This is a genomic window from Xanthomonas prunicola (genome assembly GCF_025266575.1).
Lineage (GTDB): Bacteria > Pseudomonadota > Gammaproteobacteria > Xanthomonadales > Xanthomonadaceae > Xanthomonas > Xanthomonas prunicola.
Genome location: NZ_CP096142.1, coordinates 2,743,403 through 2,767,040, shown reverse-complemented (window position 1 = coordinate 2,767,040; position 23,638 = coordinate 2,743,403). Strand labels below are relative to the sequence as shown.

General features: G+C 66.4%; 18 protein-coding genes and 1 pseudogene. 7 read left to right on the top strand and 12 right to left on the bottom strand.

Features of this window, described 5'->3' with window-relative positions:
* Positions 1-275 precede the first annotated feature (275 nt).
* The 6 genes from bphP to M0D43_RS11790 form a co-directional block, all read right to left on the bottom strand.
* Positions 276-2,180, bottom strand: a complete 1,905-nt coding sequence (bphP, locus tag M0D43_RS11815) for a bacteriophytochrome BphP (RefSeq protein ID WP_252164778.1) — start codon at positions 2,178-2,180, stop codon at positions 276-278.
* Positions 2,177-2,770, bottom strand: coding sequence for a biliverdin-producing heme oxygenase (locus tag M0D43_RS11810; RefSeq protein ID WP_252164777.1), 594 nt, complete (start codon positions 2,768-2,770; stop codon positions 2,177-2,179). The genes bphP and M0D43_RS11810 overlap by 4 nt, the downstream gene beginning before the upstream one ends.
* Before the next feature lie 99 nt (positions 2,771-2,869).
* Positions 2,870-4,135, bottom strand: coding sequence for a TCR/Tet family MFS transporter (locus tag M0D43_RS11805; protein WP_252164776.1), 1,266 nt, complete (start codon positions 4,133-4,135; stop codon positions 2,870-2,872).
* A gap of 291 nt (positions 4,136-4,426) precedes the next feature.
* A complete protein-coding gene (locus M0D43_RS11800) occupies positions 4,427-6,589 on the bottom strand; it encodes a lytic murein transglycosylase (RefSeq protein ID WP_252164775.1) in 2,163 nt (720 codons plus the stop codon).
* A gap of 197 nt (positions 6,590-6,786) precedes the next feature.
* Positions 6,787-6,993: a hypothetical protein gene (locus M0D43_RS11795; protein WP_252164774.1), complete on the bottom strand. Its 207-nt coding sequence runs from the start codon at positions 6,991-6,993 to the stop codon at positions 6,787-6,789.
* Between the two features lie 217 nt (positions 6,994-7,210).
* Entirely contained in the window at positions 7,211-7,600 is a 390-nt protein-coding gene (locus M0D43_RS11790; protein WP_252164773.1) for a YchJ family protein, read from the bottom strand.
* A gap of 112 nt (positions 7,601-7,712) precedes the next feature.
* Here M0D43_RS11790 and M0D43_RS11785 point away from each other — a divergent pair, with 112 nt between their 5' ends.
* Entirely contained in the window at positions 7,713-8,492 is a 780-nt protein-coding gene (locus M0D43_RS11785) for a sulfite exporter TauE/SafE family protein (RefSeq protein ID WP_252165039.1), read from the top strand.
* Positions 8,493-8,566: 74 nt separating this feature from the next.
* Here the strand turns inward: M0D43_RS11785 and M0D43_RS11780 are convergent, their stop codons facing one another.
* The 4 genes from M0D43_RS11780 to folE form a co-directional block, all read right to left on the bottom strand.
* Positions 8,567-12,583 (bottom strand): ATP-binding protein, encoded by a 4,017-nt coding sequence (locus tag M0D43_RS11780; RefSeq protein ID WP_252164772.1) that lies wholly within the window; start codon positions 12,581-12,583, stop codon positions 8,567-8,569.
* Between the two features lie 283 nt (positions 12,584-12,866).
* On the bottom strand, positions 12,867-13,571 hold the full coding sequence (locus tag M0D43_RS11775; RefSeq protein ID WP_252164771.1) for a DUF4194 domain-containing protein: 705 nt from the start codon (positions 13,569-13,571) through the stop codon (positions 12,867-12,869).
* Positions 13,558-15,027 (bottom strand): DUF3375 domain-containing protein, encoded by a 1,470-nt coding sequence (locus tag M0D43_RS11770; protein ID WP_252164770.1) that lies wholly within the window; start codon positions 15,025-15,027, stop codon positions 13,558-13,560. The genes M0D43_RS11775 and M0D43_RS11770 overlap by 14 nt, the downstream gene beginning before the upstream one ends.
* A gap of 19 nt (positions 15,028-15,046) precedes the next feature.
* On the bottom strand, positions 15,047-15,649 hold the full coding sequence (gene folE / locus M0D43_RS11765; RefSeq protein WP_252164769.1) for a GTP cyclohydrolase I FolE: 603 nt from the start codon (positions 15,647-15,649) through the stop codon (positions 15,047-15,049).
* Positions 15,650-15,779: 130 nt separating this feature from the next.
* On the opposite strand from folE, the gene M0D43_RS11760 reads away from it, so the two are divergent.
* The 5 genes from M0D43_RS11760 (at position 15,780) to M0D43_RS11740 (ending at position 21,105) form a co-directional block, all read left to right on the top strand.
* Positions 15,780-16,235, top strand: coding sequence for a MarR family winged helix-turn-helix transcriptional regulator (locus M0D43_RS11760; RefSeq protein WP_252164768.1), 456 nt, complete (start codon positions 15,780-15,782; stop codon positions 16,233-16,235).
* Positions 16,236-16,323: 88 nt separating this feature from the next.
* Complete coding sequence (locus M0D43_RS11755) at positions 16,324-16,542, top strand: DUF1656 domain-containing protein (protein WP_260807208.1); 219 nt, start codon at positions 16,324-16,326, stop codon at positions 16,540-16,542.
* Positions 16,539-17,471 carry an efflux RND transporter periplasmic adaptor subunit gene (locus M0D43_RS11750; protein WP_252164766.1) on the top strand — a complete coding sequence of 311 codons (933 nt, stop codon included), beginning with the start codon at positions 16,539-16,541 and terminating at the stop codon, positions 17,469-17,471. The genes M0D43_RS11755 and M0D43_RS11750 overlap by 4 nt, the downstream gene beginning before the upstream one ends.
* Positions 17,468-18,916 (top strand): efflux transporter outer membrane subunit, encoded by a 1,449-nt coding sequence (locus M0D43_RS11745; protein WP_252164765.1) that lies wholly within the window; start codon positions 17,468-17,470, stop codon positions 18,914-18,916. The genes M0D43_RS11750 and M0D43_RS11745 overlap by 4 nt, the downstream gene beginning before the upstream one ends.
* Entirely contained in the window at positions 18,913-21,105 is a 2,193-nt protein-coding gene (locus tag M0D43_RS11740; protein ID WP_252164764.1) for an FUSC family protein, read from the top strand. The genes M0D43_RS11745 and M0D43_RS11740 overlap by 4 nt, the downstream gene beginning before the upstream one ends.
* A 222-nt stretch (positions 21,106-21,327) precedes the next feature.
* On the opposite strand, the gene M0D43_RS11735 is transcribed toward M0D43_RS11740, so the two are convergent.
* Both M0D43_RS11735 and M0D43_RS11730 read right to left on the bottom strand, forming a co-directional pair.
* Positions 21,328-22,689, bottom strand: coding sequence for an MFS transporter (locus M0D43_RS11735; RefSeq protein ID WP_252164763.1), 1,362 nt, complete (start codon positions 22,687-22,689; stop codon positions 21,328-21,330).
* A gap of 192 nt (positions 22,690-22,881) precedes the next feature.
* Positions 22,882-23,386: pseudogene (locus M0D43_RS11730) on the bottom strand (YdeI/OmpD-associated family protein).
* On the opposite strand from M0D43_RS11730, the gene M0D43_RS11725 reads away from it, so the two are divergent.
* Complete coding sequence (locus M0D43_RS11725; protein ID WP_260812129.1) at positions 23,282-23,623, top strand: lysozyme inhibitor LprI family protein; 342 nt, start codon at positions 23,282-23,284, stop codon at positions 23,621-23,623. The pseudogene M0D43_RS11730 and the gene M0D43_RS11725 overlap by 105 nt on opposite strands.
* Positions 23,624-23,638 lie beyond the last annotated feature (15 nt).

Below are 23,638 nucleotides of genomic sequence, written 5' to 3'. Positions count from 1 at the left end.
TGGCTGTTTGGTCGCCCCGTTCTCCCGCCTGCGCGGTGTCTCGCTTCAGCACTGCGGGGAGCCGAATTCATTCGTGCAACCCGCAGTGCGCGGGTTGATATCGAAGCTGGCAGGCCCCTCGTGGCAGTCGCGACCACCGGGAAGCACAAGGCATCGCGTCACCACGCCCTGCCGGTTGACTCGAGGCATCCCGTGGGCGCGATCCCTCGCCTGCAACAACGACACGGCAAACAATGCGCCGGCACCCACCGCACTCACGATATCGATAGCAGTGCTTATTCCGGATCGCGTAATTGCAGCAGCCAGTGCGCGGTCACGCCGCTAGGGCTGGGCAAGGGTTCGAGATGGAATTGGCGATATGCCGGCTCGCCATCCTGGGTGCGCAGCGGCAGGGTGACGTAGGCGGCGCGGCCCAGGCGCAGCGCCTCTTCCAGTAGGTCGACCTTGCCCCGCGCAGCATCATCGGCCAGCAGGGCGAGGATGTCGCAGCCGATCAGGTCAGCCACTGCGGTCTGACTGAGTTCGGCGAACGCAGGGTTGACGAACATCAGCCGGTGCGCAGCGGCGTCGGCGCCACGTTCGATGATGGCCACCCCGTCGCGCAGCCGCGACAGCGACGCTTCGAGCAGGGTGAAATCCTGCTGGAAGCGCTTGCGCTCCATCAATTCAATCAGCACGCGCAGGCTGCGCGCCGATTCCAGATGCAGCGGCGCCCAGCGCCGAGCGCGGCCGCGTACGGTTTCCTGCCAGAGATCGAAGCTCTTGCGCGGCGACAGGCGTGAGTTGGGAATGTCGGCCAGCTTGGCCAGCTGCGGATTGCCGGCCCAGTTGACCGTCTGCACCTTTTCGCGGCGGGTCCACAGCAAGGCGCTGCGCGACTGCGGCATCAGCGGCACGAAGATGAAGCCGGCGGCCAGCGGCGCGAGATCGGCCAGTTCCGGGAATACCTCGCCGATCGCCTCCACATGCAGGGCGCCGACGGCATCCTCACGCAAGGCATCGTGGTGCGCCGATTCGATATGGTCGCGGATGCGCCGCAGCGCGGCCGCATCGGGAACGCTGCCGTGCCGGCTGATCTCCTTGCCATGGAAGATCGCCACGCCATCGGCATCGACCACGTCCATCAGGTCCGGCGCCATGTCGGCGAGCATCTCTACCGTCATCTGGGTGGCGTCGTTGAAGTCGGTGATCAACTTTTCGCGCACGGTGAGCAATACCGATTCCATGCGCGCGCGCTCGACTGCCTGCAGCGCGCCGATGCGACCGGACAGTGCGCGGGTCACCGCATCGGTGGCATCGCGCATGGCATGGCTGGTGAAGTGCGGGCTGTAGTGGTGGCAGGCGATCAGCCCCCACAACGCATCGTTGACCACCAACGAAGAGACCAGGGTGGCGCTCACGCTCATGTTGGCGAGGTATTCCAGATGTACCGGCGAAACGCTGCGCAGGCTGACATCGCTCAGATCCACCGGGGTGCCCAGGCGCGGATGCAGGGTGGGCACGATCGGCGACGACTGGTAGCCGACATCGGCGATCTGGCGGACGCGGTTGCGCAGATACAGCGCGCGCGCCTGCGCCGGGATGTCGGTGGCGGGATAGCGCTGGCCAAGATAGGCCACCAGCTCGGGGTTACGCGCTTCGGCAATGACTTCGCCGTTCCACTCTTCGTCGAAGCGGTAAATCATCACCCGGTCGAAGCCGATCATGCTGCGCAGGCCCTTGGCCGCACGCACCGCCGCTTCGTCGATGCCGGGATCGCGCTCGATGCTGCGCAACAGCGGCAGCGCTTCGCGCAGGGTGACGTCCATCAGGCGAGCATCGCGCGGCTCGATTTCGACCAGCCATTGCTCCGGATACAGATGCCAGGCGGCCACCCAGGCATGCTCGGGCGGCACTGCGCGGGCGGGAAAGCGCGCCTCGGCGTGCAAGAGGTGCTGGGGGTGCGCGTCCACCGCGAATGGCTGCGCCTCGGGTACCTCCAGCACCTGGGCATACGGCATGCCCAACAGCGTCTGCAGCGGCACGCCGAGCAGGTCGGCGGCGGTCGTGCTGGCCTGCACGATGCGGCCATCGGCCGGTTCGATCACCAGCAGCACGCCGTATGGCTGGATCATGCCGGGGATGTGGATCGGCTCACGCGCGCAGACATCCATATCCAGGGGTTCGATGGACTGATTCACGGGTGCGGCTCCGCTGCGAGGCAGGTGTGGAAGTGGGCGAACATGGCATGCGCGCCGCCGATGGCGGCGTCGCGCGCGGATGGGGTGGTGAGGCGTCGATCCAGCGCCGCCTGGAAGCGGCGCCAGCCGGCCGGGTCGTCGTCGGCCAGCTCGAAATAGCGCAGCGCGCCGGCCAGCTCGGGCTGCTGCTTGCGCACGCTGCGCGCGATCATCCGCCCGCCCAGTTGCGAGCCTTCGATGACATACAACATGCCCCAGCGCGCGGCATCGTCGGCGACGCTGGGTAAGGCAACCGGCAAGTCCGGTTGCTGGCCGAGCGCGCGCAAGTCCTCGCGCAATGCCGGTACGCGGCGGCGGTAATGCCAGCCGTTGCCGACCAGGGTGGTGAGCCAGTCGCTGAGTTGCGCTTCGAAGCCGCTCAACAAGGCATGGTGGCGACGCAAGATCTGCGCATAGGCAGCCGAATCGACCCGCCCGTGCCCCAGCGCCTGCATGAGCGGGACTGCCTCGACCAAGCGATGGGCGTCCTGAGTGGCCTGGCGCAGCGCGAGCGCGGCCGATGGCGGAAGTGCCAGGGCGTCGGAAGACATAAGAGATCGAGGCAGTGCCGCAGCACGAAGGACATCAGCCTAGCAGCGCTCGCGCAAATCATAAAAAGCGGAGGCGAGCGTAAGCTGAATAGGTTGGCTTTATGCCTGCGCTGCGGGTGCGCTAGCGGTGCCCCGCCCTGCCCGTTTCCAGGCCATGCCCCAGCCTGCGGCGAGCAGGGCGCCGGCCAGCAACCACGGTGCACCGGGCAGATGCAGTGGCGCACCGCTGCCGATAAACCAGGCGAACACATTGGCGAACAACAATGGACCGGCGATACCGGCCAGGCTCATCAGACCGGTGAGCGCGCCCTGCACGCGACCTTGCGCGTCGGCGCCGACCTCGCGGGTGATCAGTGCCTGCGCGGAAGGACCGGCGAGCGCCCACAACGCGCTGATCGGCACCCCGATCAGGAACGCAGCGCCGCTGTCGGCCAGCCCATAGATGACGAAGCCGATCACCCCGCAGCCCAGCCCCAGCAACAAGGCGCGGCGTTCGCCCAGCCAGCGCACCAAACGGCCGACCAGCAACACGTTGACGATGATGCTGCACACGCCAACCCCGGCCAGCACCCAGCTCACTTCGCGTGGGCCCCAGTGATATTGATAGCCGGCAAACAGCACGAAGATGCTGGGATAGACGTAGTGCGCCAGGTTGGCCAGGAACACCACCGAGGCCAGACCGAACACCTGCGGATAGCGCCGCAGCAGCTTGAGCGCGCCAAGCGGATTGGCATGCGACCACTCCAGCCGGGCGGTGCGGCGTTCGACGGACAGCGATTCGGGCAGCACGAACCAGCCGTACAGCACATTCAACAAGGCCAAGCCGGCAGCAAACCAGAACGGCCAGCGCAACCCCATGCTGCCCAGCCAACCACCGATCAGCGGGCCGGCGACAAAGCCAATACCGAACGCGGCACCCAGCATGCCGAACGCGCCGGCGCGTTTGTCGGCCGGGGTGACGTCGGCGATGTAGGCGTTGGCGGTGGAGAAGCTGGCCGAGCACACGCCGGAGATGACCCGCGCCAGCAGCAGCATCGGCAGGCTGTGGGCGACGGCCATCAGGATGAAGTCCAGACCCAGGCCCAGGCACGACAGCAGGATCACCGGGCGGCGACCGAAACGGTCGGAGAGCGCGCCCTGCAATGGCGAGCAGACAAACTGGATGGCAGCGAACAGGAAGCCGAACCAGCCGATCCAGCCGGCGGCCACCACGTAGTCGCCGCCGGTGAAGTGACGCACCAGATCCGGTAGCACCGGAATGATCACCCCGAAGGACAGCACGTCGATCAGGACGGTGATGAAGATGAAGATCAGCGCGGCGCGGCGGCGCCCCGGGGCGGGAGCGGATTCGGGAGAGAGGGACATCGCGCGGCGCAGTTGGGCGAAGCGGCAAGTGTAGCGAGGGACGCGCTCGGTCTGTTGGGCTAGCAAGATCAACGTGACGGAGTTAAAGCTCTCCATCGCACCGGACGGGGGCTGGGGCTGGGGTACGGGCGAGACGTGCGTGTTATTCAACTGCACGCGGCTGCGCTCATACCCTCACCTGCCCTCCGGGCACCGTCTGCCCCGTGAAGGAGGACAACGTCCCGGTGAGGGAAGGGTTGAGGAGTGCGTTCGACTCTGTTGCCCCGCTGGTGTCGGCGGCAGGTGTGGCGGTTACTCGACGCTGATGGTCTGGGTCAGGGTATGGCTGGCGCCGGGAGCCAGTTCGATCACGTCCGGGCCGGCGTTGGCCGCTTCCAGGCAGACGTAGTTGCGCCAGCCCTCGCCCACATCGGCCATCTTCTTGCCGGCTTCTTCGCCCGGGTTCCAGGCCACCAGCGAGCGGCTGCCTTCGGTGGCGATGACGATGCGGCGGCCGAGCACCGGGTCGGTGAGCGTGTAGCGGCCACCGGCATTGGTGTAGATGCGGTCGCTGCGGCCGGGATCGCGTGGGTCGCGCAGGCTCCAGTCGCCTTGCTGACGGTGGGCGGTAGCGTAGTTCTCGTATTTATCGAGATAGTCCAGACCGTCCAGGCCCTGCACGCTGACGGTGAGCGCGTCGCCGACGCGGAAGTAGTTGTGCAGCGCCTGGGTGAAACGCACCGGCGCGGCGCTGGTGTTTTCGGTGATCAGGCGTTGCTCCAGCGTGCGGCCGATGCGCAGGGTCATGCGCAGGCGCAGCGCCAGGTCGTCGAAGCGCGGCGGGGTAAGCGTGAGCACCACGGTGCCGTCGTCTTCGCGTCGGCTTTCGGTGAGTTGCCAGGCCACGGTGCGCACGAAGCCGTGGGCGGGGACGTCGCCGGTCTGGTCCTGGCGGCCGAAGTACGGCCAGCACACCGGAGCGCCGCCGCGGATCGGGGTGGGCGGCTGCTTGGCGAGCGGCGACAGCCACATCACGTCCTGGCCGCCCTTGGGCACGAACGACAGCAACTGGCCGCCGAACAGGCTGATGGCAGCGGTGGAGAACGGGGTGTCGATCAGCAGCGACGGGAAACCGTGGAAGTCGCCTGTGGTCAGGCCGGTGGTGTCGGACATGGGGGATGCCTTGTGGACGATGGGAGATTGGGCGAAGGCGGGGTAGGCGGCCGGCAGCTTGAAGGCGATACCGCGCGCGGCCGCCATGCCGGTGAGCGGCGGTGCGGCGCGCAGGGCGGCGAGGATGCGCTGACCGGGGCGGCCATCGGCCGGCTGCAGGCCCAGGCGGGTCTGCTCGACCTGGATGGCGCGGCGGGTGGCGCTGCCGACCATGCCGTCGGCCTCGCCGATCTGGTGGCCGCGGGCCAGCAGCAGCTGTTGCAGGTCGCGCCGTTCGGGCCGCCCCAGGCCGGGGTCGTCGGTGGGCCAGGCCGCAACCAGGCCGGGGCCGCCACGCAGGCGATCGGCGAGCAGGGCGATGGACAGCGCGTAGCTTTCGGCGGCGTTATAGGCGTAGATCGCGTCGTAGTTGCGGAACACCAGGAACGCCGGGCCGGTGGCGCCGGCCGGCAGCAGCAGCGCGGCAGGCGTCTCGGCGGGCAACCCGGTCGGGGCGAGCGGCTTGCCGTCGGTGCCGAGCAGGCCGGCGGCCCGCCACGCCTGCAGCGCTTGGCGGCGAGTGCGCCCGGCCTTGCTGGCGTCGAAGCCGCGCGGCAGGGTGACTTCCATGCCCCACGGGCGGGCGCGCTCCCAGCCGGCCTTGACCAGATAGTTGGCGGTGGAGGCCAGTGCGTCGGGGATGCTGGTGACCAGATCGCGGCGGCCGTCGCCGTCGCCGTCCACCGCGATGCGCGCGTAGGTCGAGGGCATGAACTGGGTTTGCCCGAAGGCACCGGCCCAGGAGCCGGTCAGGCCATCCGGCGACAGGTCGCCGCGTTGCAACAGGCTGAGCAAGGCCAGGAACTCGCCGCGGAAGAACGGTTGGCGACGGCCTTCGCACGACAGCGTGGCCAGCGACACCAACAGCGGGCGCTTGCCGGTGACGCGGCCGTAATCGCTCTCCACGCCCCAGACCGCCACGATGGTGGCGGGGTCGACGCCGGTCTGCTCGGACAGGCGGGTCAACAGCTCGCGGTGGGTGACCAGCATGGCCTGGCCGTCGGTGACGCGCTGGCTGTCGACCAGGCTCGCCAGGTAATCCCAGATCGGCGTGGTGAATTCGGGCTGCGCATCCAGCAGCGGCAACACGCTGGGATCGGGCACCAGCCCGGCAGTGAAGCGCTGAAAGCTGGCAGCGTCCACGCCCTTGGCAGCGGCCTGGGTCTGCAGGCCCGCCAGGCAGCGGTCGAAGGCCGGATCGGCGCAGGCGGCAAGCGGCAGCAGTCCCAGCACCAACGGCAATGTGCGCCGGGGCAGCGTCATGGCGCGATGGCCGGCGGGTGGGCGGACGTCATGCGGTGGAGTGCTCCTGCGCGGCAAGTCGAGCCGCCGAGCATAGCCAACCTGGGCAGTCGCAGGCGTGCAGGCGATAGCTACAGCGCGATGGTGATGGGTGATGCGTACCGACGTGGTGACTGCTGCAGTTCGGCGCCGCCGATGGTGCCGCTGGCCTGACGGGCTTAGCTGCCGTCGCCGGTGATGCCGGTGAGCAGCGACAGGGCCGGCGTCGACGGAGCGCCGTCGGTCACTCGGCGCGCGCGGGTGCGGCGCGGTGCATCGTGGCGCGGACCGAAGCGAATCAGTGCGGTGGCCACGCACGCGGGCAGCACGATCGCAAACACGACCGCCGCCAACATCACCCATTGCCAGAGATTCAAGGTTGCCATGATCCGAGTCCCACCCCCGCGGCGGAGTTCGCCTGCGCGGCAAGCTTCGGGGATCGGCTGCGAACGTGGCGTCGACAAACTGCGGGCCTGGAGACCGTTCGTCGGGCTGAACGGGCTTGGTGGGCCGCGGAGTGAACCGGTCGCATGCTGGTTGCCGGCGTCCGGTTGAGGCGGTGGTTGTGTTGCTGGCCGCGGTGACGGTTGGCCGGCGTGGCGCTCAGCGCGCGTCGAGGTAGTACCAGTCGCCAGCCTCACGCACGAAACGGCTGTGCTCGGTCATGCGCACCGCGCTGCCGCCACCGATGCGATAGCGCGCCAGAAAGACCACCTCGGCAGTCTCCGGACCGGTGTCGAGCGTGCGCTGCACGGTCAGGCCGAGCCAGGTGGTGCGCCCGCCCTCGTCCAGCGACAGCTCGGCCGGGCGCGTGGACGGATGCCAGCTGGCCAGCAGGTACGCGGCGTCGCGACGCACATAGGCGCTGTAGCGCGCACGCATCAGGGTCTGGGCATCGGGCGCGGCGGCACCGGCGTGGTATGGGCCGCAACACCGTGCGTAATCGGCGGGGCGGCCACAGGGACAGGGGTCGGTCGGTGTGGAGGTCGGCATGCGGGGATTGTGCGGGATGGGATTGGGGATTGGGGATTGGGGATTGGGAAGCGGGAAGCGGGAAGCGGGAAGCGGGAAGCGGAGGCTATGCTGTCGCCCCGTCGTGCGGAGCGTGGCCTTGCTGGAATTGATTCCCACCGAATTGCCGTGGCTGCTGTGCATCGCGTTCGTGGCCGGGCTGGTGGATGCGGCGGTCGGCGGCGGTGGGCTGATCCAGTTGCCGGGCTTGTTTGCGACGCTGCCGCACCAGGCGCCATCGCTGATTCTGGGCACCAACAAGTTCAGCGCGATGTTTGGCACCGGTGCGTCGGCATGGCGGTATGCGCGCACGGTGCGCTTTCCGTGGCGGCCGGTGCTGTATGCAACGGCGGCGGCGTTTACGTTTTCGTTCCTGGGCGCGACCGCCGTCAGTCTGATGCCCAAGCAAGCGGTGCGGCCGCTGATTTTGATGCTACTGGTCGCGATGCTGATCTACACATTGATCAAGAAGGACTTCGGAGCGCTGCATCGGCCACGCCAGATCGGCCGGCGCGAACTGGCGACCGCATTGGCGATGGGCGCGGCGATTGGCTTCTACGACGGATTCTTCGGTCCGGGCACGGGCAGCTTTCTGATCTTCCTGTTCATCCGCTTTTTCGGTCTGGATTTTCTGCGTGCCTCGGCCGCAGCCAAGGTGGTCAACCTGGCCACCAATCTTGCGGCGTTGTCGTTCTTTTTGCCCAGCGGGCAGGTGATGTTGGCGGTCGGCATTCCGATGGCGGCGGCGAACGTGGCCGGCGCAGTGGCCGGCACGCGGATGGCGTTACGCGGTGGCACGCCATTGATCCGCAAATTGTTCCTGGTGTTGGTGATCGTGCTGATCGGCAAGATGGGCTGGGATCTGCTGCACTAGGAATGCTTGCTGCCAACGCGACGTCGTCGACGCGGTGACGCCACCATGCAGATGGCGTCACCTGTGCACTGGTTTCAGCGCTTGCCGCGCGACTGCACAGTGCCTGCCGTCGCACCGCGCTTTTTAGCCGGCGAAGGTTTCACCGCCCCGCGTGTCGAGGTGGTCTTGCCGGGACCACGTGCCGGCTGCCCAGTCGACGCGGCGGCTGCACGCGGCTTGGCCGCGACAGCGTTCAATGCAGCAGACGTTGCGACGGCTTTCTTTGATATGACGTTGGATGTGCTCGTCGCCTTGATCGGCTTGCCCGGCGTTTTTGAAGACCGAGCGGTCTTGCCCAGGTTGGACTTGGATGCGGCTCCTGACGACACCGCCGGCACGCGCGCTGTGCGTTTGTCCGCTGCCTGCATGCCAGCCACAGCTGGCGTGCGCAAAGGCGATTTCTTCGGATGTGTTGCTTGAGGCTGTGCCGCAGCGCGCGTGGAAGATGCGGTCTTGGCGGTCTTGTCCCGCTTGTTCGCCGTCGCTCCTGCCGGCTTGCGCTTGCGCGTCTGCGTTTTCTGCGGTGCAGACGCGGTCTCGTCCGCCGCAGACGATGTCAGATACCTCAAGACAGCGTCAGCTGTCATGCCAGCTGCGTGTGCAGCGCCCTGCACTTCTTCAGGCGCGCTCGCAGCCGCGATCGCTGGCGCAGCGGCATCGGCAACCGCCGGCTCATCGCCACGCGAGCGCTCGGGTAGCTTCAATCGCTGCGCCTGCTCGTCGTATTCGATCAACAACACGCCGGAGTTGTGGCGGCCGCTGATCTCGACAAAGCAGGCGCCGCCGATGAAAGGCTCCAGCGTCATCACCGATTTCAACGGCGTGGCCACCACCATCTGGAAGCCGAAGTTCTCGAAGATATTCATCGCCAGCGCGGTGAATTCGTTGTCGGCCTTGTCGAAGGCTTCGTCCAACACCACCGCGCAGTAGCGCGGCAGTTCGCCGTCTTCGCCACCGAGCTGATAACGCAGCGCCGCTGCAAGGCAGGTGGTTGCCAGTTTCTGCCGCTGACCACCGGATTTGCCGGCGCCGCTGCGATAGATCTCCACCTGCGCGCGCGTTTGCGCATCCAGTTCCACACCGATGAATTCCACATGCAGGCGCACATCCAGCACCTGTTCGCGCCAGCGGCGTGCCTCTGGCTCCTGCGCGCCCAGGCGCGCCACCAGCGCGCGCAAGGTGGAAAACTGCGCTTCGGCCAGGGCGCGGTCTTCGGTCTGCTGATGCGACAACACCGCGCGCAACTGCTGCTGAAATTCCTGCACCTCGGCCAGGCGACGGTCGCTGACTTCGATGGTCAGGACGGTGTCGCGATTGAACGGCACCTGCTCCAGGCTGGCGTTGACCTCGTCCATGCGCTGCTTGATGCCCTTGTGGGCCTCGGCAGTGTGGCGTTGCAAGGCCAGCAGGTTGTTCTTGCTCTGGGTCTGCAACAGGTCGAAGAAGCGATGCTCGTGGCGCGGCAGGCCATCGCTTTCCAGTCGATCCAGGCGCGCGAGGAAATCGTCGGCGCTGGCCAGACTCACGGTGAAGTCGCCGCTGTCTTCAGGCCACTGCTGGCAATACCTGCGGAAGCATTCCAGCAACTGCGCGCTGAGCCGGCTGTCGCGGCCCTGACTTTCGGCCAACTGCTCGGCCAGGCCACGCTCGACCACGCGGAAGTGCGCTTCCAGGTTGTCCAGCGACAACGGCGTCAATGCGGCAAGACGTTCCCGCAGGCCTTGCAGCTGGGTGGGTGTGAGCGTGGCGGTGCCTGTGCGGCCTGCACATGCCGCATGCTGCTGTTCGAGCCGCACACGCTCGCGCGCCAGTTGCGCGCGTTCCAGCCGCACGTCGTCGTAGGTGCGCTTGGCCTGGTCGCGCAAGGTGCGTGCGGTGTCGATGGCCTGACCGAGCGCACGCAAGCCACTGTTGCCTTCGCGCAGCTGCACCAACTGCTCATCGATATCGCTTAGCCGCTGCAGTTTGGGGCCGACGTCGATCTCGTCCCAATCGCGCTCCACCAGCGTATGTGCGGCGAGCTGGCGTTCCTGGTCCTGCTCGCGCTGCTTGCGCAGCGCTGCGACGTCGGCATCGCAGCTGGCGATGCGCTGGGCCAACGCCTGCGCTTCGCGCTCGAACACCTTGAGCTTGTCGCGGTTGTCGTGACCGAGCAGCCAGCGCTTGCGGTCGTTGACCGCGTGGCGGTCGTCCTTCTCATACCGATCGCCGGGATGCTTGACCTGCCCTTCGCGGGTGATCGCGCGGTCGGCGTTGCGCAGCGCGGTTGCGTTATCCACGCAGGCGTAGTCGAAGCGGCGGGTGAGTTCGTTGCGCAGCCACTCGGTGAAGGCGTGCTCGCGCAATTGCAGCTTGCCAGGCAGCGCATCGGGATCGACACGTCGCGAATGCAGTTCGTCGTTACGGCGCACACGGAAGTACACCAGGCGCGTGCCGATGTGGGTGCGGTTGACCCATTCGCTGACCTGGGTGTAATGCCGCTCGTCCACCAACAGCGATTGCGCAAAACCATTCAGTACGCGCTCGATCGCACCGCGCCAGGCCATCTGGTCATCGCGCACCTGGACCAGCTCGCCAACGAACGGCAGTGCGGCCTCGGCAATGCCGATGTCTTCGCACAGCCGCGCGCGCAGGGCCTGCATCGGAGCCGGCATGCTCGACGGTGCGCGCTTCAAGGCATCCAGCTCGGCACGGATCTCGGCAAATCGGCGTTCGTCATCGCGCCGCACCCCCATGCGCTCGGCAATGGCCTCATCCAGCGCGCTGGCGTCGTGCTTGCCGTTATCCAGTACGGTCTGCGCATGCGCGATCTGCGCAGCGAAACCGCTGGCACCGGCAGCCAGAGCGGTGCCGAGCTGACGGCAAGCCTGCTCGATCTGCGCACGGCGACGCAGGCGTTCGTCACGCTCGCGTTCCACACGCGCACGCTCGCGCTCCAGTTCTTCGATCTGCTCGCCGCCGGCGGCGCGCTGCTCGCGCTCCAGGCCGCTCAGTTTCTGCTCGTGGTTATCCAGCGATTCGCGGCGCTGGCCTTCTTCGCCGGCCAGTCCGCGGTCCTGGTGATCGAGCTCCTGCAGCCGCTCCTCCAGCAAGGCCAGCCGCTGCTGCTCGCGATAGCTGTCCACGCCCAACTGCAGCTCGCGCAACTCGCCAACGCTGTGGCGCAATGCCATCAGCGCCGCGTGGTGCTCGCGCGCAGGCGTCAGCGTTTCCACCTGGCGCCGTGCGGTGACCACCGCATGGTGGGCGCCATCGAGCTCGGCAAAATCCTCCACAAGCCGGTCGGCCGCTTCGAAAGTACGCGGCTCATCCAGCATGAAACCGCGCAGAAATGCGTTCAGATCGCCCAGGTTCTTGGCCGACTGGGTCTTGTGCAACAGCCGCAGCGCCATCTCGTTGCCGATGCCCAGTGCATGCCGGAAGCGTTCGGCATAGCCGGCGAAGCCGTCGAAATGTGCGATCTCCTCGCCCAGCCGTGCCTTGAGCTTGCGCAGGTCCAGATCGAAGCCATCCAGCTCGGTCGCCACATCGAAGCTGCGCGGCGCAACCATGTAATGCCGCCGCACATCGGCCGCCGCGTTGCCATTGCCGGCGATCCAGAACAACCGGATCAGGCTCACCGCCTCGCCATGCGCGTTTGCGTACTCCAGCACCAATGCGGTCCAGGTGGCGCCCTTGCGCAGGTATTGCGTGGCGATTTCGCCGGACGTGCTGTCCTGCTGATCGGCCCACGCACCGCGTACATATGACACCAGACTCCGATCGCGCCCACTGCGTTCGGCCTCGCGCGCAGCGGCGTTGAAGTCGACGATGCTCGGTGGCGTCAGCAACGCCGACATCGCATCCAGCAAGGTCGATTTACCCGAACCGGACCGACCCACGAACAGGAAGCCTTTCTCCGCAATCGGCACTTCGGTCAGCCCGTTGAAGGTGCCCCAGTTGTGGACCTGCAAGCGCCGCATCCGGAACTGCTGCGCACGCTGCTCGGCAAGCGTCTCGGCAAACAAGGACGTACCCGGCTGTACTGGCGAAAGGTTGGGCTGTGACTTCATGGCTCACTCATCAAAACGGGACGACGGAAACACGAAAAACCGGATTACGAACGGTAGCGCGGTGGTGTGGTGTGCTGCGGGGCGACTACACCTGTTGCGGTTGCATCTGCGCTTCGCGCGCACTGTCACGGTCATTGCATGACAGCAACAGGCACATGGCACGCTCCCGGCATCGCGCCACAACGTCTCCTCATCCGCCCGTCGGGCCCCTTCGCCCCATGAAGGGGCCCAAGGTCCCGGCGGGAGAAGAAGAGCCTGCGCGCTGCCGCCAACGCTGAAGGAATCACTCCGCAGCCACATCCCCTTCCCGCAGGCCGCGATACGCGACCACCAGCGCCTGCACATCCTCTGCCGAGAACAACAGCTTCAGCACCGGCGACACCTCGTAGCGCTCCTCGCTGCCGCGCAAGCGCGACAGCAACTGGTTGTCGCGCATCTTGCCGATCGCCGTCATCACCCGCCGCGCGAAGCCTGCCCGATCGGTGGACACGTTCTTTTCGTACACCGACAACGCTTCCACTAGCTGCGCCTCGTCCACCACTGCACGCTCGCCGCGCGTATCGGCCTCGGCCAGTTGCTGGCGCAGGAACAGCAGCAGCACCGATTCGATAAAGGTGAGTGGCGCGCTGCGCAGCAAGGTGGGCGATTCCAGCTCGGCGGTGTCGGCCTGACGGGTGAAGGCCACCCCGCCCTCGCGGTCGAGCACCAACTCCAGAAACAGCTCGCACAACAACCGGCGGATCGCCACCTCGTTGCGCAATAACGCCGGCCAGAGTGCGCCGTGACGTTGCGCATCGATGCTGGGCCCTGCCAACAACTGGCACAGCGCACGCCGCGCGTCGAACGGCAACGTCCCGGTGTCGCCCAAGAACAGCGCACCACCTGCTGCATCACCGGCGGCATCGCTTGCATGCAGTGGCGGGGTGCTGGCGGCTGGGTCCTCATCGTCCTCGTGGATGCCGGACGGTGCCTGCTCAGACCAGTTCATTGCGTTTCTCCCGGGTAAACCACACCAAGGGAATGCGCGCGCGCCGCACGGCGCCATCGCTGCCTTCCCATTGCACCGTTTCCATCTGTCCTTCGATCACCATGCCGTGGCGCGTGCCCAGCGACAGGTAGCCGATCACGCTGCCCAGCCCCTGTATCGCCGGGCGCTGTTGCAACGCATCGCCGATGGTCAGCCGCAGGCGCTGGCCGAGCAACTCATGCAGGTCGCGGCGCAGGCTGCGCACGTCGATTTCCGATTGCGCGACCAAGTCGCCCACGCTGTCCAACGAGATCTCGGCCGCATCGGCCGCCTGCACACGCCCGTCCACCTGGGTGAGCCGTGGGTCGTGCAGCCGCCATTGCGACAACGAGCGCAGGCGGCTACTGCTGAGCGCTTGCGTGTAGCCGGTGGCGGCGGTGGCATGCAGGCTGTCGCGCAATTGCAGGGCTTCGCCCTGCGCCTGCTTGAGCACTTGATTGAGCCGACGCTGTTCCAGATACCCACGGCTTTGCACGAAACCGCGCAGGCTGCGCGCGAAGTGCTGCATCACCGTGTGCACCTCGCCGCCGCGCTCCAGCAGCGTGCCGGTCAAGCCGCGCAGGAAAGCGCGTTCGCGCCGGTCGAGCTTGCGGGCGAAGCCGCGTGCCAGCAGCGCATCCAGCGCCTGATCGAGCTGGCTGCTCTGCTGGGTGTCGTTGAGCAGGCTCCAGAACGCCTCGAAGGTGCGCCCGGCCTCGCTGTCGGCGATCACGTCCACGCCGTTGAACAGCTGCTCCAGCACATCGCCGCGCGCGCCTTCGTCGTCGATGATGCGTTCGCGGAACTGGCGGTTGAGCTGTTCGAAATCGTCGCGCACGCGATGGAAATCTTCGGCCAGCTCGTCGGAGAGATGGATCAGGTCGCGGGCGCGTTCCAGCGCGCGCTTGCCATCGAGCGCGGCCACGCGGCCGGAGGCCACGCGTTCGATCTCGGCGTCGATGCGCGCACGTTCTTCGCGCAGGGCGGCAAGACGCAGCTCCGGATCGGCTTCGGTCTGGCCGGCCAGTTGCACCAGTTGCTGGATCACCAGCGACAGGCGGCTTTCGGTGGCGCTGCTGCTGCTTTCGCGCAGGCCGACGATGAAGCGGATGGCCTGCGTCGCGGCACGCGAGAGTTCGTATTCTTCTTCGGCCGCGCCTTCGGGCAGGCGGCGCTCCAGCCAGCCCTGCGCCAGCCAATGCGCCAGATACGCCTGCGCGGTGCGCGGAAGTTCGCGGGACAGTTCGTCGGCGCGCAAGGCATCCAGCTGGCGCTGCAAACGCTCGTGCAATACGGCCGAAGGCAGGCGGCGTTCGCCATCCATCAACACCGTCTGCAGCAGCCCGATCAACTCGGGTGCGTGGTCGGCGGCAAGCAGTTTCCACAGCGGCTGCTCGCGTAGTTGCCGATAGCCGGCGATACGTGCCTGATGTTTCATAGGCGCTGCTGCGACTGCCTCAACGCTTGCTGCCCACTTCGATGAACTGCAGGAATTCGGCGCGGGTGCGTGCGTCTTCGCGGAAGCTGCCCACCATCTTGGACGTCACCATGCTGACGCCGCGCTTGTGGATGCCGCGGGTGGTCATGCACTCGTGCGCGCCTTCCACCACCACGCCCACGCCAAGCGGCTGCAGCACGTCCTGGATGCATTCGGCGATTTGCGCGGTCATCTTTTCCTGCACCTGGAAGCGCCGCGCGTAGCTTTCCACCACGCGGGCCAGCTTGCTGATGCCGACGACTTTGCCACGCGGCAGATAGCCCACGTGCACCTTGCCGATGATCGGCGCCATGTGGTGCTCGCAATGGCTTTCGTAGGAAATGTCGCGTAGCACGATCAACTCGTCGTAGCCGGCCACTTCCTCGAACGTGCGTTCCAGGTATTCGCGCGGTTCTTCGCGATAGCCGCTGAACCAGTCGCCGTAGGCTTCAGCCACCCGGCGTGGGGTGTCCAGCAGGCCTTCACGCGTCGGATCTTCGCCCGCCCAGCGCAACAAGGTGCGCACGGCCTCTTCGGCCTGGGTTTGGGTCACGGAGGAATCGGGCTGGTTGGACTGGCTCATGCGCAGGTGCACCCAAAGGGGGCGAGCATGGTACCTGAGGACTGACCGGCTGCCCCAGGTGCGGTTGCGCCAGCTTGCAAATGTTCAGTGACTATTGATTCATTTATGAATTGATAGCATCCTATCCATTATGACGAACATGTCCCTCCCCCCACGCGCTCAACTCAGTTCCGGCCTGTTGGTGGCCGCGCGCCAGTGGCAACGCTTGGCCGACCAGGCGTTTGCCGAATTCGAACTGTCCAGCGCCTGCACCGGCCCATTGCTGATGATCGGCCGCTCCGGCGGCGGTATCCGCCAGGTAGCGCTGGCCCAGCAACTGGGCATGGAAGGCCCGTCTCTGGTGCGCTTGCTGGACAAATTGGCCGCCCAGGGCCTGCTGCGTCGCGAAGCCGACAGCAGCGACCGCCGCGCCAACCAGCTGTGGCTCACCGATGCAGGGCAGGCGCTGGTCGGCCGCATCGAAATCCGCCTGGATGCGTTGCGTGCGGAGGTGTTCGGCACGCTTAGCGATACCGACGTGCAGGTGGTGCTGACCTTGTGGGAGCAGATCGCGCAGGCGCATGCGCGGCTGAGCCAGGCCGACTGAGTCGGCTGTCGGCGTCGCGTGCGACGCCCGTTGTGACCTGCGCGATGCCCTGGCGCGCTGTGCCGGGCGTTGATGTTTCTTTCCCAGGATGTGCCCGATGTACGGCGAATTCAGTTTCTACGGTGTGTTCGTGCCCACCTTGCTGGCGTTGATGACGCTGGCCTACCTGCTCAACAGCGCGTTCGCCGCGCTGCTCACCCGCGCCGGTGCCTATCGCTACATCTGGCACCCGGCGCTGTTCAACCTGGCGTCGTACATCGCGCTGCTGGGCGGCCTGTTTTTCCTGACCCGTTGGGTGCAATCGTGAAAAAGCTGATCAAGACCGCCGGGCCGGCACTGCTGACCCTGGCAATGGTGGTGGTGGCCGCGCTGGTGTTGCAGCACCTGTGGCGCTATTACATGCAGGCGCCGTGGACGCGCGATGCGCATGTGGGCGCCGATGTGGTGCAGGTGGCGCCGGATGTCTCCGGGTTGGTGGAGTCGGTGGCCGTGGCCGACAACCAGCCGGTCACGCGCGGGCAATTGCTGTTCGTGGTGGACCGCGCGCGCTATGCGATCGCGCTGGAACAGGCGCAAGCCGCGCTGGCCGAGCGCCAGGCCACGCTGAGCCAGTTGCGCCGCGAGATCGCGCGCGACCGCAGCCTGCAGGACCTGGTCGCCGCCGAAGATGCCGAAGTGCGCCGCTCCAATGTGCAAAAGGCGCAGGCAGCGGTGGCCACCGCACAATCGGCAGTGGATCTGGCCCAACTCAATCTGGAGCGCACCCAGGTGCGTAGCCCGGCCGACGGCCACGTCAGCGACCGCACCGTGCGCGTGGGCGATTACGTCACTGCCGGGCGTCCGGTGGTGGCGGTGCTGGACACCGGCTCGTTCCGTGTCGACGGCTATTTCGAAGAAACCCGCCTGCAGGGCGTGCACCCCGGCCAGCGCGTGGATGTGCAGCTGATGGGTGAGCCGGCCACGTTGCACGGGCATGTGCAGAGCATCGCCGCCGGCATCGAAGACCGGTATCGCAGCGGTAGCGCCGGCGCGTTGCCCAATGTCACCCCGGCGTTCGACTGGGTGCGGCTGGCGCAGCGCATTCCGGTGCGCATCGCGCTGGACCGCGTGCCTGCGCATCTGCAGTTGATCGCCGGGCGCACCGCCACGGTGAGCATCCTGCCGGACACGGCGAACGCGACTCCGGCGACTGCGGCCATCGCGCCTGCCCGTGTGCAGGCCAAGGCGGCGCCATGACCCGCACTGTGTTTCGTCCGCTGGGATTGGCCGCACTGCTGACCACGTTGAGTGCCTGCAGCACGGTCGGCCCGAACTACGCCGTGCCGGCGCAGTCGGCCTATCAGCGACCGGCCGCCAATGCCGCATTTCTGGACACCGGCAACGACCAGGTGCAGGCCGGCGCCGCGCTGCCGGCGCGCTGGTGGGCGCTGTATCAGGACCCGATGCTGGATGACCTGATCGAACAGGCCTTGCGCGACAGCGTCGAGCTCAGGGTGGCTGGCGCCAACCTGCGCCGCGCCGCTGCGGTCTACGAACAGGCCATGGATGCCGGCGGTTTCGATTACGACGTGGAAGCCGGCGTCAGCCGCGCGCAGGTGTCTGCCGAAGCGTTCTTGCAGGAAGAAAAGCTGCCGGTGTTCAACCTGGCCGATGGCAAGTTCGGCGTGTCGTATCAGTTCGATCTATTCGGCAAGCTGCAACGTGGCGCGGAAGCCGCGCATGCCGACACCCAGGTGGCGCAGGCGGCGATCGATCTTGCGCGTGTCAGCGTGGCCGCGCAGGTGGCCGGCAGTTATGTGGAGATTTGCAACGCCAACCATGAGTTGCAGGTGGCCGAGCATTCGCTGCAATTGCAGCAGCACAGCCGCCAGATCACCCAACGCCTGATCGCTGCCGGCCGCGGCACGCCGCCCGATCTGGCGCGCGCCACTGCACAGGTGGCGATGCTGGAAGCGGCGCTGCCGCCGTTGCGCGCGCGCCGCCAGGCCGCTGGCTACCAATTGGCCGCGCTGCTGGGCAAGACGCCCGGCGAGGTGCCGGCCGGTGTGGACAGCTGTGCGCACGCGCCCGCATTGCAGCAGCCGATTCCGATCGGCGATGGCCGTGCGCTGCTGGCGCGTCGTCCGGATGTGCGCCAGGCCGAGCGCCGACTCGCAGCCGCCACCGCGCGCATCGGCGTGGCCACTGCCGCGTTGTATCCGGACATCCGCCTGGGTGGTTCGATCGGCGCCACCGGCCTGCTGGCGGACTTCGGCGAGCCAGCCACACATGCGTGGTCATTTGGCCCGCTGATCTCCTGGACGCTGCCTTCCAGCGGGGCGCGTGCCCGCGTGCGCGCCACCGAGGCCGGCGCCGATGCCGCGCTGGCGCAATTCGACAACACCGTGCTGCAGGCCTTGCGCGAAGTGCAGACCACGTTGACGCGCTATGCGCAGGATCTGGACCGCCTGCATCTGCTGGAACAGGCGCAGCAACAGGCCGCGCTGGCGTCGTCGCAAAACAGGCGCTTGTATCAAGGTGGGCGCATGCCGTACTTGTCCAGCCTGGACGCCGAACGCACCCTGGCCACGGCCGACATGACCCTGGCCAATGCACAGGCGCAGGTGTCGCAGGACCAGATCCAGCTGTTTCTGGCGCTGGGCGGCGGTTGGGAAGGCACGGCTGCCACGGCTGCACGATGAGCACGTTGCTGCGTGATCGCCAGGCCTGGCTGTTTTCGACCAAGACGTTCGCCGCCTCGATCGCGGCGTTGTATGTCGCGCTGACCGGCAATCTGTCGCGGCCGTACTGGGCGATGGCCACGGTCTACATCGTCTCGCAACCGCTGCTGGGCCCCACCCGCGCCAAGGGCGTGTATCGCGTGCTCGGCACCTTGCTGGCAGGCGTGGCGACCTTGGTGATGCTGCCGAATCTGGTGGAAACGCCCTTGTTGCTGAGCGCGGCGATGGCGTTTTGGCTCTCGGCCTGCCTGTTCCTGGCGTTGCTCAATCGCGGCCCGCGCGGCTATGCATTTTTGCTGGCCGGCTACACCACCGCCTTCATCGGCTTTCCGGCAGTGAACTCACCCGAAGGTATCTTCGATACTGTGGTGGCACGCAGCGAAGAGATCATCCTGGGCACGGTCATGGCCGTGCTGTTTGCGTCGCTGCTGTTTCCTGCCTCGGTCAAACCGATGCTCACCGCGCGGATCGGCAACTGGATGCAGGACGCGGCGCAGTGGTGCCGCCAGGTGCTGCAGCGCGGACCGTCGCAGGCGCCGCGCAATCGCCTGGCGGCCGATCTGGTGCAGTTCGAAGCCTTGATCGCCTTCGTGCGCCACGACGACCCGCGGCATGCCCACGCGACGCCGGCCATGGAGCAACTGCGCGCGCGCATGCTGATGCTGTTGCCGGTGCTGTCGTCGATCGCCGATCGGCTGGATGCATTGCAGCGCGATGGGTCTGTGCAGTCGTCTGATATCGGCGAACTGCTGGAGGACGTCGCGGCCTGGGTGGATCAGGACGAGGATGCACGCAGCGATGTGGACGTCGACGCGTTGCGCGCACGCATTGCCGCACTGCGCCCGGCGGTGGATCAGGACGTCGAGCACCTGCTGCTGGCGAGCTTGCTGCTGCGTCTGCAAGAATTGCTCGACCTCTGGCAAGACTGCCGCGCGCTGGAGCAGTCCCTGCTGCAGGACACCGCGTCGCCGGCGCCGCGTGCGCTGCAGGCGTCGGAAACACGGCCTGCGTCGGCAGCATCGGCCGAAGCTGCGCGGGCAGACGCCGATACGCGTTCGCGCATGCAACCCTCGCTGCTGCAGCGCCTCGGTATGTCGCGGCCGCAGGCCGCCGCTGCAGACCTAGCTGCCAGCGGCACGCGACACATCGATTTCGGCATGGCCGCATTTTCCGCACTGAGCGCCGGTTTCGCGCTGATGGCGTATTGCGTGCTCTGGATCGGTATCGGCTGGGAAGGCGGCGGCAACGGCGCAATGATGGCCGCGGTGACTGCCGCGTTCTTCGCCGCGCAGGACGACCCCGCGCCGAGCATGCTGTCGTTCCTGATCTGGGCAGTGGTGGCCAGTGTGGTCGCCGGCATCTATTTGTTCGGCATCTTCCCGGCCATCCACGATTTCCCGATGCTGGTGCTGGTGCTCGCGGCGGTGTTCCTGCCATTGGGCGCGCTGCTGCATCGCCCCAAGAGCATGCTGATCGCATTGCCGCTGGTGGTAAACCTCACTGCACTGCTGAGCCTGCAGAATACCTACAACGCCAACCTGCAGCGCTTCGTCAATGCAGCGGTGGCGATGGTGCTGGGGATCGGATTTGCGGTGGTGCTGACGCGGGTGTTCCGCTCGGTGGGTGCCGAATGGAGCGCGCGCCGGCTGGTGCGCCAGGGCTGGCGCACGCTGGCCGATGCCGCCGACGGACACGGCGCGCAGGATCGCCAGCAATTTGCCGCACGCATGCTGGATCTGCTCGGCCTGCTCGCCCCCAGATTGGCCTTAACCCCGCCAGGTAGCGACCTGGCGTCGATCGACATGCTCAACGAAGTGCGCGTGGGCCTGAACATTCTGCAGCTACGCAGCGCGCGGCACGGTCTGCCGGTGTCGAGTAGCGAAGCGGTGGATGCGATTTTGCGCGATGTGGCTGCGCACTACCGGCAGCAGGTGGCGCAGAAGCGTCCATTGCCTGGGCCGGATGCGCTGCGTGATCGTCTGGATGCGTTGTTGACGCGCGTGGGCAAGGTGCCGGCGGGCGCCTCTGGCGATGAAGCGCTGTTGGGGTTGATTGGATTGCGTTACAGCGTGTTTGCGCACAAGGCACCATCTCCCCATGGGAACGCCGGTACTCGGCCGCCTTTCGCCCCTCTCCCTGCGGAGCGATAAGGCACTGCTTGCCCGCCACTGGCGCGCGTGCCTTGGAGCGCCCGCGCTGCTAGCGCGGGCCGGGGCTGGAGTGAGGGTACGGGTACCCGTGCACGACCGCAGCATCGATGCTTCACCTTGGCGGCGCGTGGCGACGCGTTTACCACGTCGGTATGCCAGTCACCTGAGGCGCCCCTCATCCGCCCTTCGGGCATCTTCTCCCGACGGGAGAAGGGCAGAGCATCAGCGCTTGCGCTCATGCATCGCCGCTTCGTCATCCAGCCAGTTGCTGCCCTTGTTGGTCAGGAAGAACATGTACACCACCAACGACACCGCAATCACCGCAGTCGCATAGATCACGAACTCGGTCACGTGCCCGGTCTTCAACGAAGCCTGATACAGCAACGGCGCCGTTCCGCCGAACGCCGAATTCGCCAACGCATAGCCAAGACCAACGCCCAGCGCGCGCACATGCGTGGGGAACAATTCCGCCTTCACCACTGCATTGATCGAGGTGTAACCGGTCAGGATCACAAAGCCCACGGTGAGGATCGCGAACGCGGTCAGCCAGTCGGTCTGCTTGGGCAGTTCCATCACCAGGAACCAGGTGTAGAGCACGCCGCCGATGCCGAAGAACACCAGCAAGGTCTTGCGCCCGACGATGTCCGACAACCAGCCACCCACCGGCTGCATCAACATCAGCACGGTCAGCGCAACCAGGTTGATGATGGTGCCGGCCATCACGTCGCCACCGGCGAACGCGGTCTGGATCATCTTCGGCCCGGTCACCGAATAGGTGTAGAACGCAATCGTGCCGCCGGCGGTAATCAGGAAGCACAGCAGCAACGGACGCCACTGATTGACGAACAGCTCGCGCATCGAGCCCGAGGCCTTGGCCTTGCCGGTACGCGAGTCGGCGATGGATTCGGAGCTCAACGACTCGTCCATCGTGCGGCGCAACCAGAACACCACCAGCGCGCCGATGCCACCCAGGCCGAACGCCACGCGCCAGCCCCATTCGGAGACCTGCGGCGCATCGAAGAAGTGCAGCATCACCAGCAAGGTGGTCTGCGCCAGCACATGCCCGCCGACCAGCGTCACGTAATGGAACGACGACAAGAACCCGCGACGGCCCGGCATCGCCGCTTCAGACATGTACGTGGCGCTGGTGCCGTATTCGCCACCGGTGGCAAAGCCTTGCAGCAGGCGCGCCATCAACAAGATGATCGGCGCAGCGATGCCGATCGTCGCCACGGTCGGCGTGATCGCAATGACGAACGAGCACAACGCCATCATCGACACCGAAATGGTCAATGCCAGGCGGCGGCCGTAGCGATCGGCGAAGCGGCCGAAATACCACGCACCGATCGGCCGCATCAAAAACGTCATCGCAAAGATCGCCCACACGAACATGGTGGCGTTCTTGTCTTCCTTGGAAAAGAACTGCGACTCGAAATAGGTGGCGAACACCGAGTAGACGTAAACGTCATACCACTCGACCAGGTTGCCGGCCGAGCCCTTGAGCGTGTTGGACACCGAGCGGCGAAGGCTACCGGCAGCTGTGCCAGAACCGGTGGCGATCGGAGACGATGGGGGTGCGCTCATGCGGTCAGGACCTCTTCGGTGGGACAGCTCCGGAGTATAGGTGCGCGCTTGTGTGACGCATGTAAGCATTTCGGCGCATAGGCAGGCGCCGTGCGAGCGGCTAGTCCGTCCGTTTGCGAGCGGGCTGCAGCCAACGCGCAGCGAGCGCTTGTGTCGTTCCACACCGACGCGCACTGAGGTCGTCTTAGCGCTTCAGCCCGCTTTCGGCGTCGGCGCAGCAAGCGATTTGCTGTACATCCCCGACCGATCGAAACAGCACGCACGCCGCTTGCCGCTCGCCGGATGCCGGCCTGGCGCATGCGGTGGCGATGCGCTTGACCCGCGTGTCGGCCTTCTTGCCTGAGGTCACCCAGAAGATCCAGTCGCGTCGCATCGCCGCGGTGATGTCGTCCCAGGTCGCACGCGCTTCCGGATGCGCTGCAAGCGCGGCCCGCAGATCGGCCGGCACCTGCCACTCCGGCTCTTCTTCCACTGGTGCAATCTCCAGCGCAACCTGCGCGCCAGCCGCAACGCCTGCGGCCCGCTGTAACGTCTCACCGATCTTGGGCCAGTGCCCGCCCTGTCTGTCCTGCTGCAGGGTCGCTTCGAAGGGATGCCCGGCGAAGGTGCCTACAACGGTGACTATGTGGCTTGTCAAAAGCAGGCGCGCGGGGCGATAGAGCACGCCGCATGCGTCTCCCAGGAAGAGACGGTCCAAGACCGGCGGTTGAACAAGGCGTACAAGCAACTTTTGACATCGCTAAAGGCAGATGGCAGAGCTAAGCTAGTCGATGCACAACGTGCATGGCTTCTGTCCAGAACTAAAGATGGAAATCTGGAAGCTGTGATCTATGGTGACAGCCAACCAGAAAATATCGAGAGCGCTGAGGCCGCAATGTTAAGACTCTCCGCCCGCGCTGATCAGCTGGAAAAATATCTTGCCTTGATTAATTGATTCGAACTTTAAAAT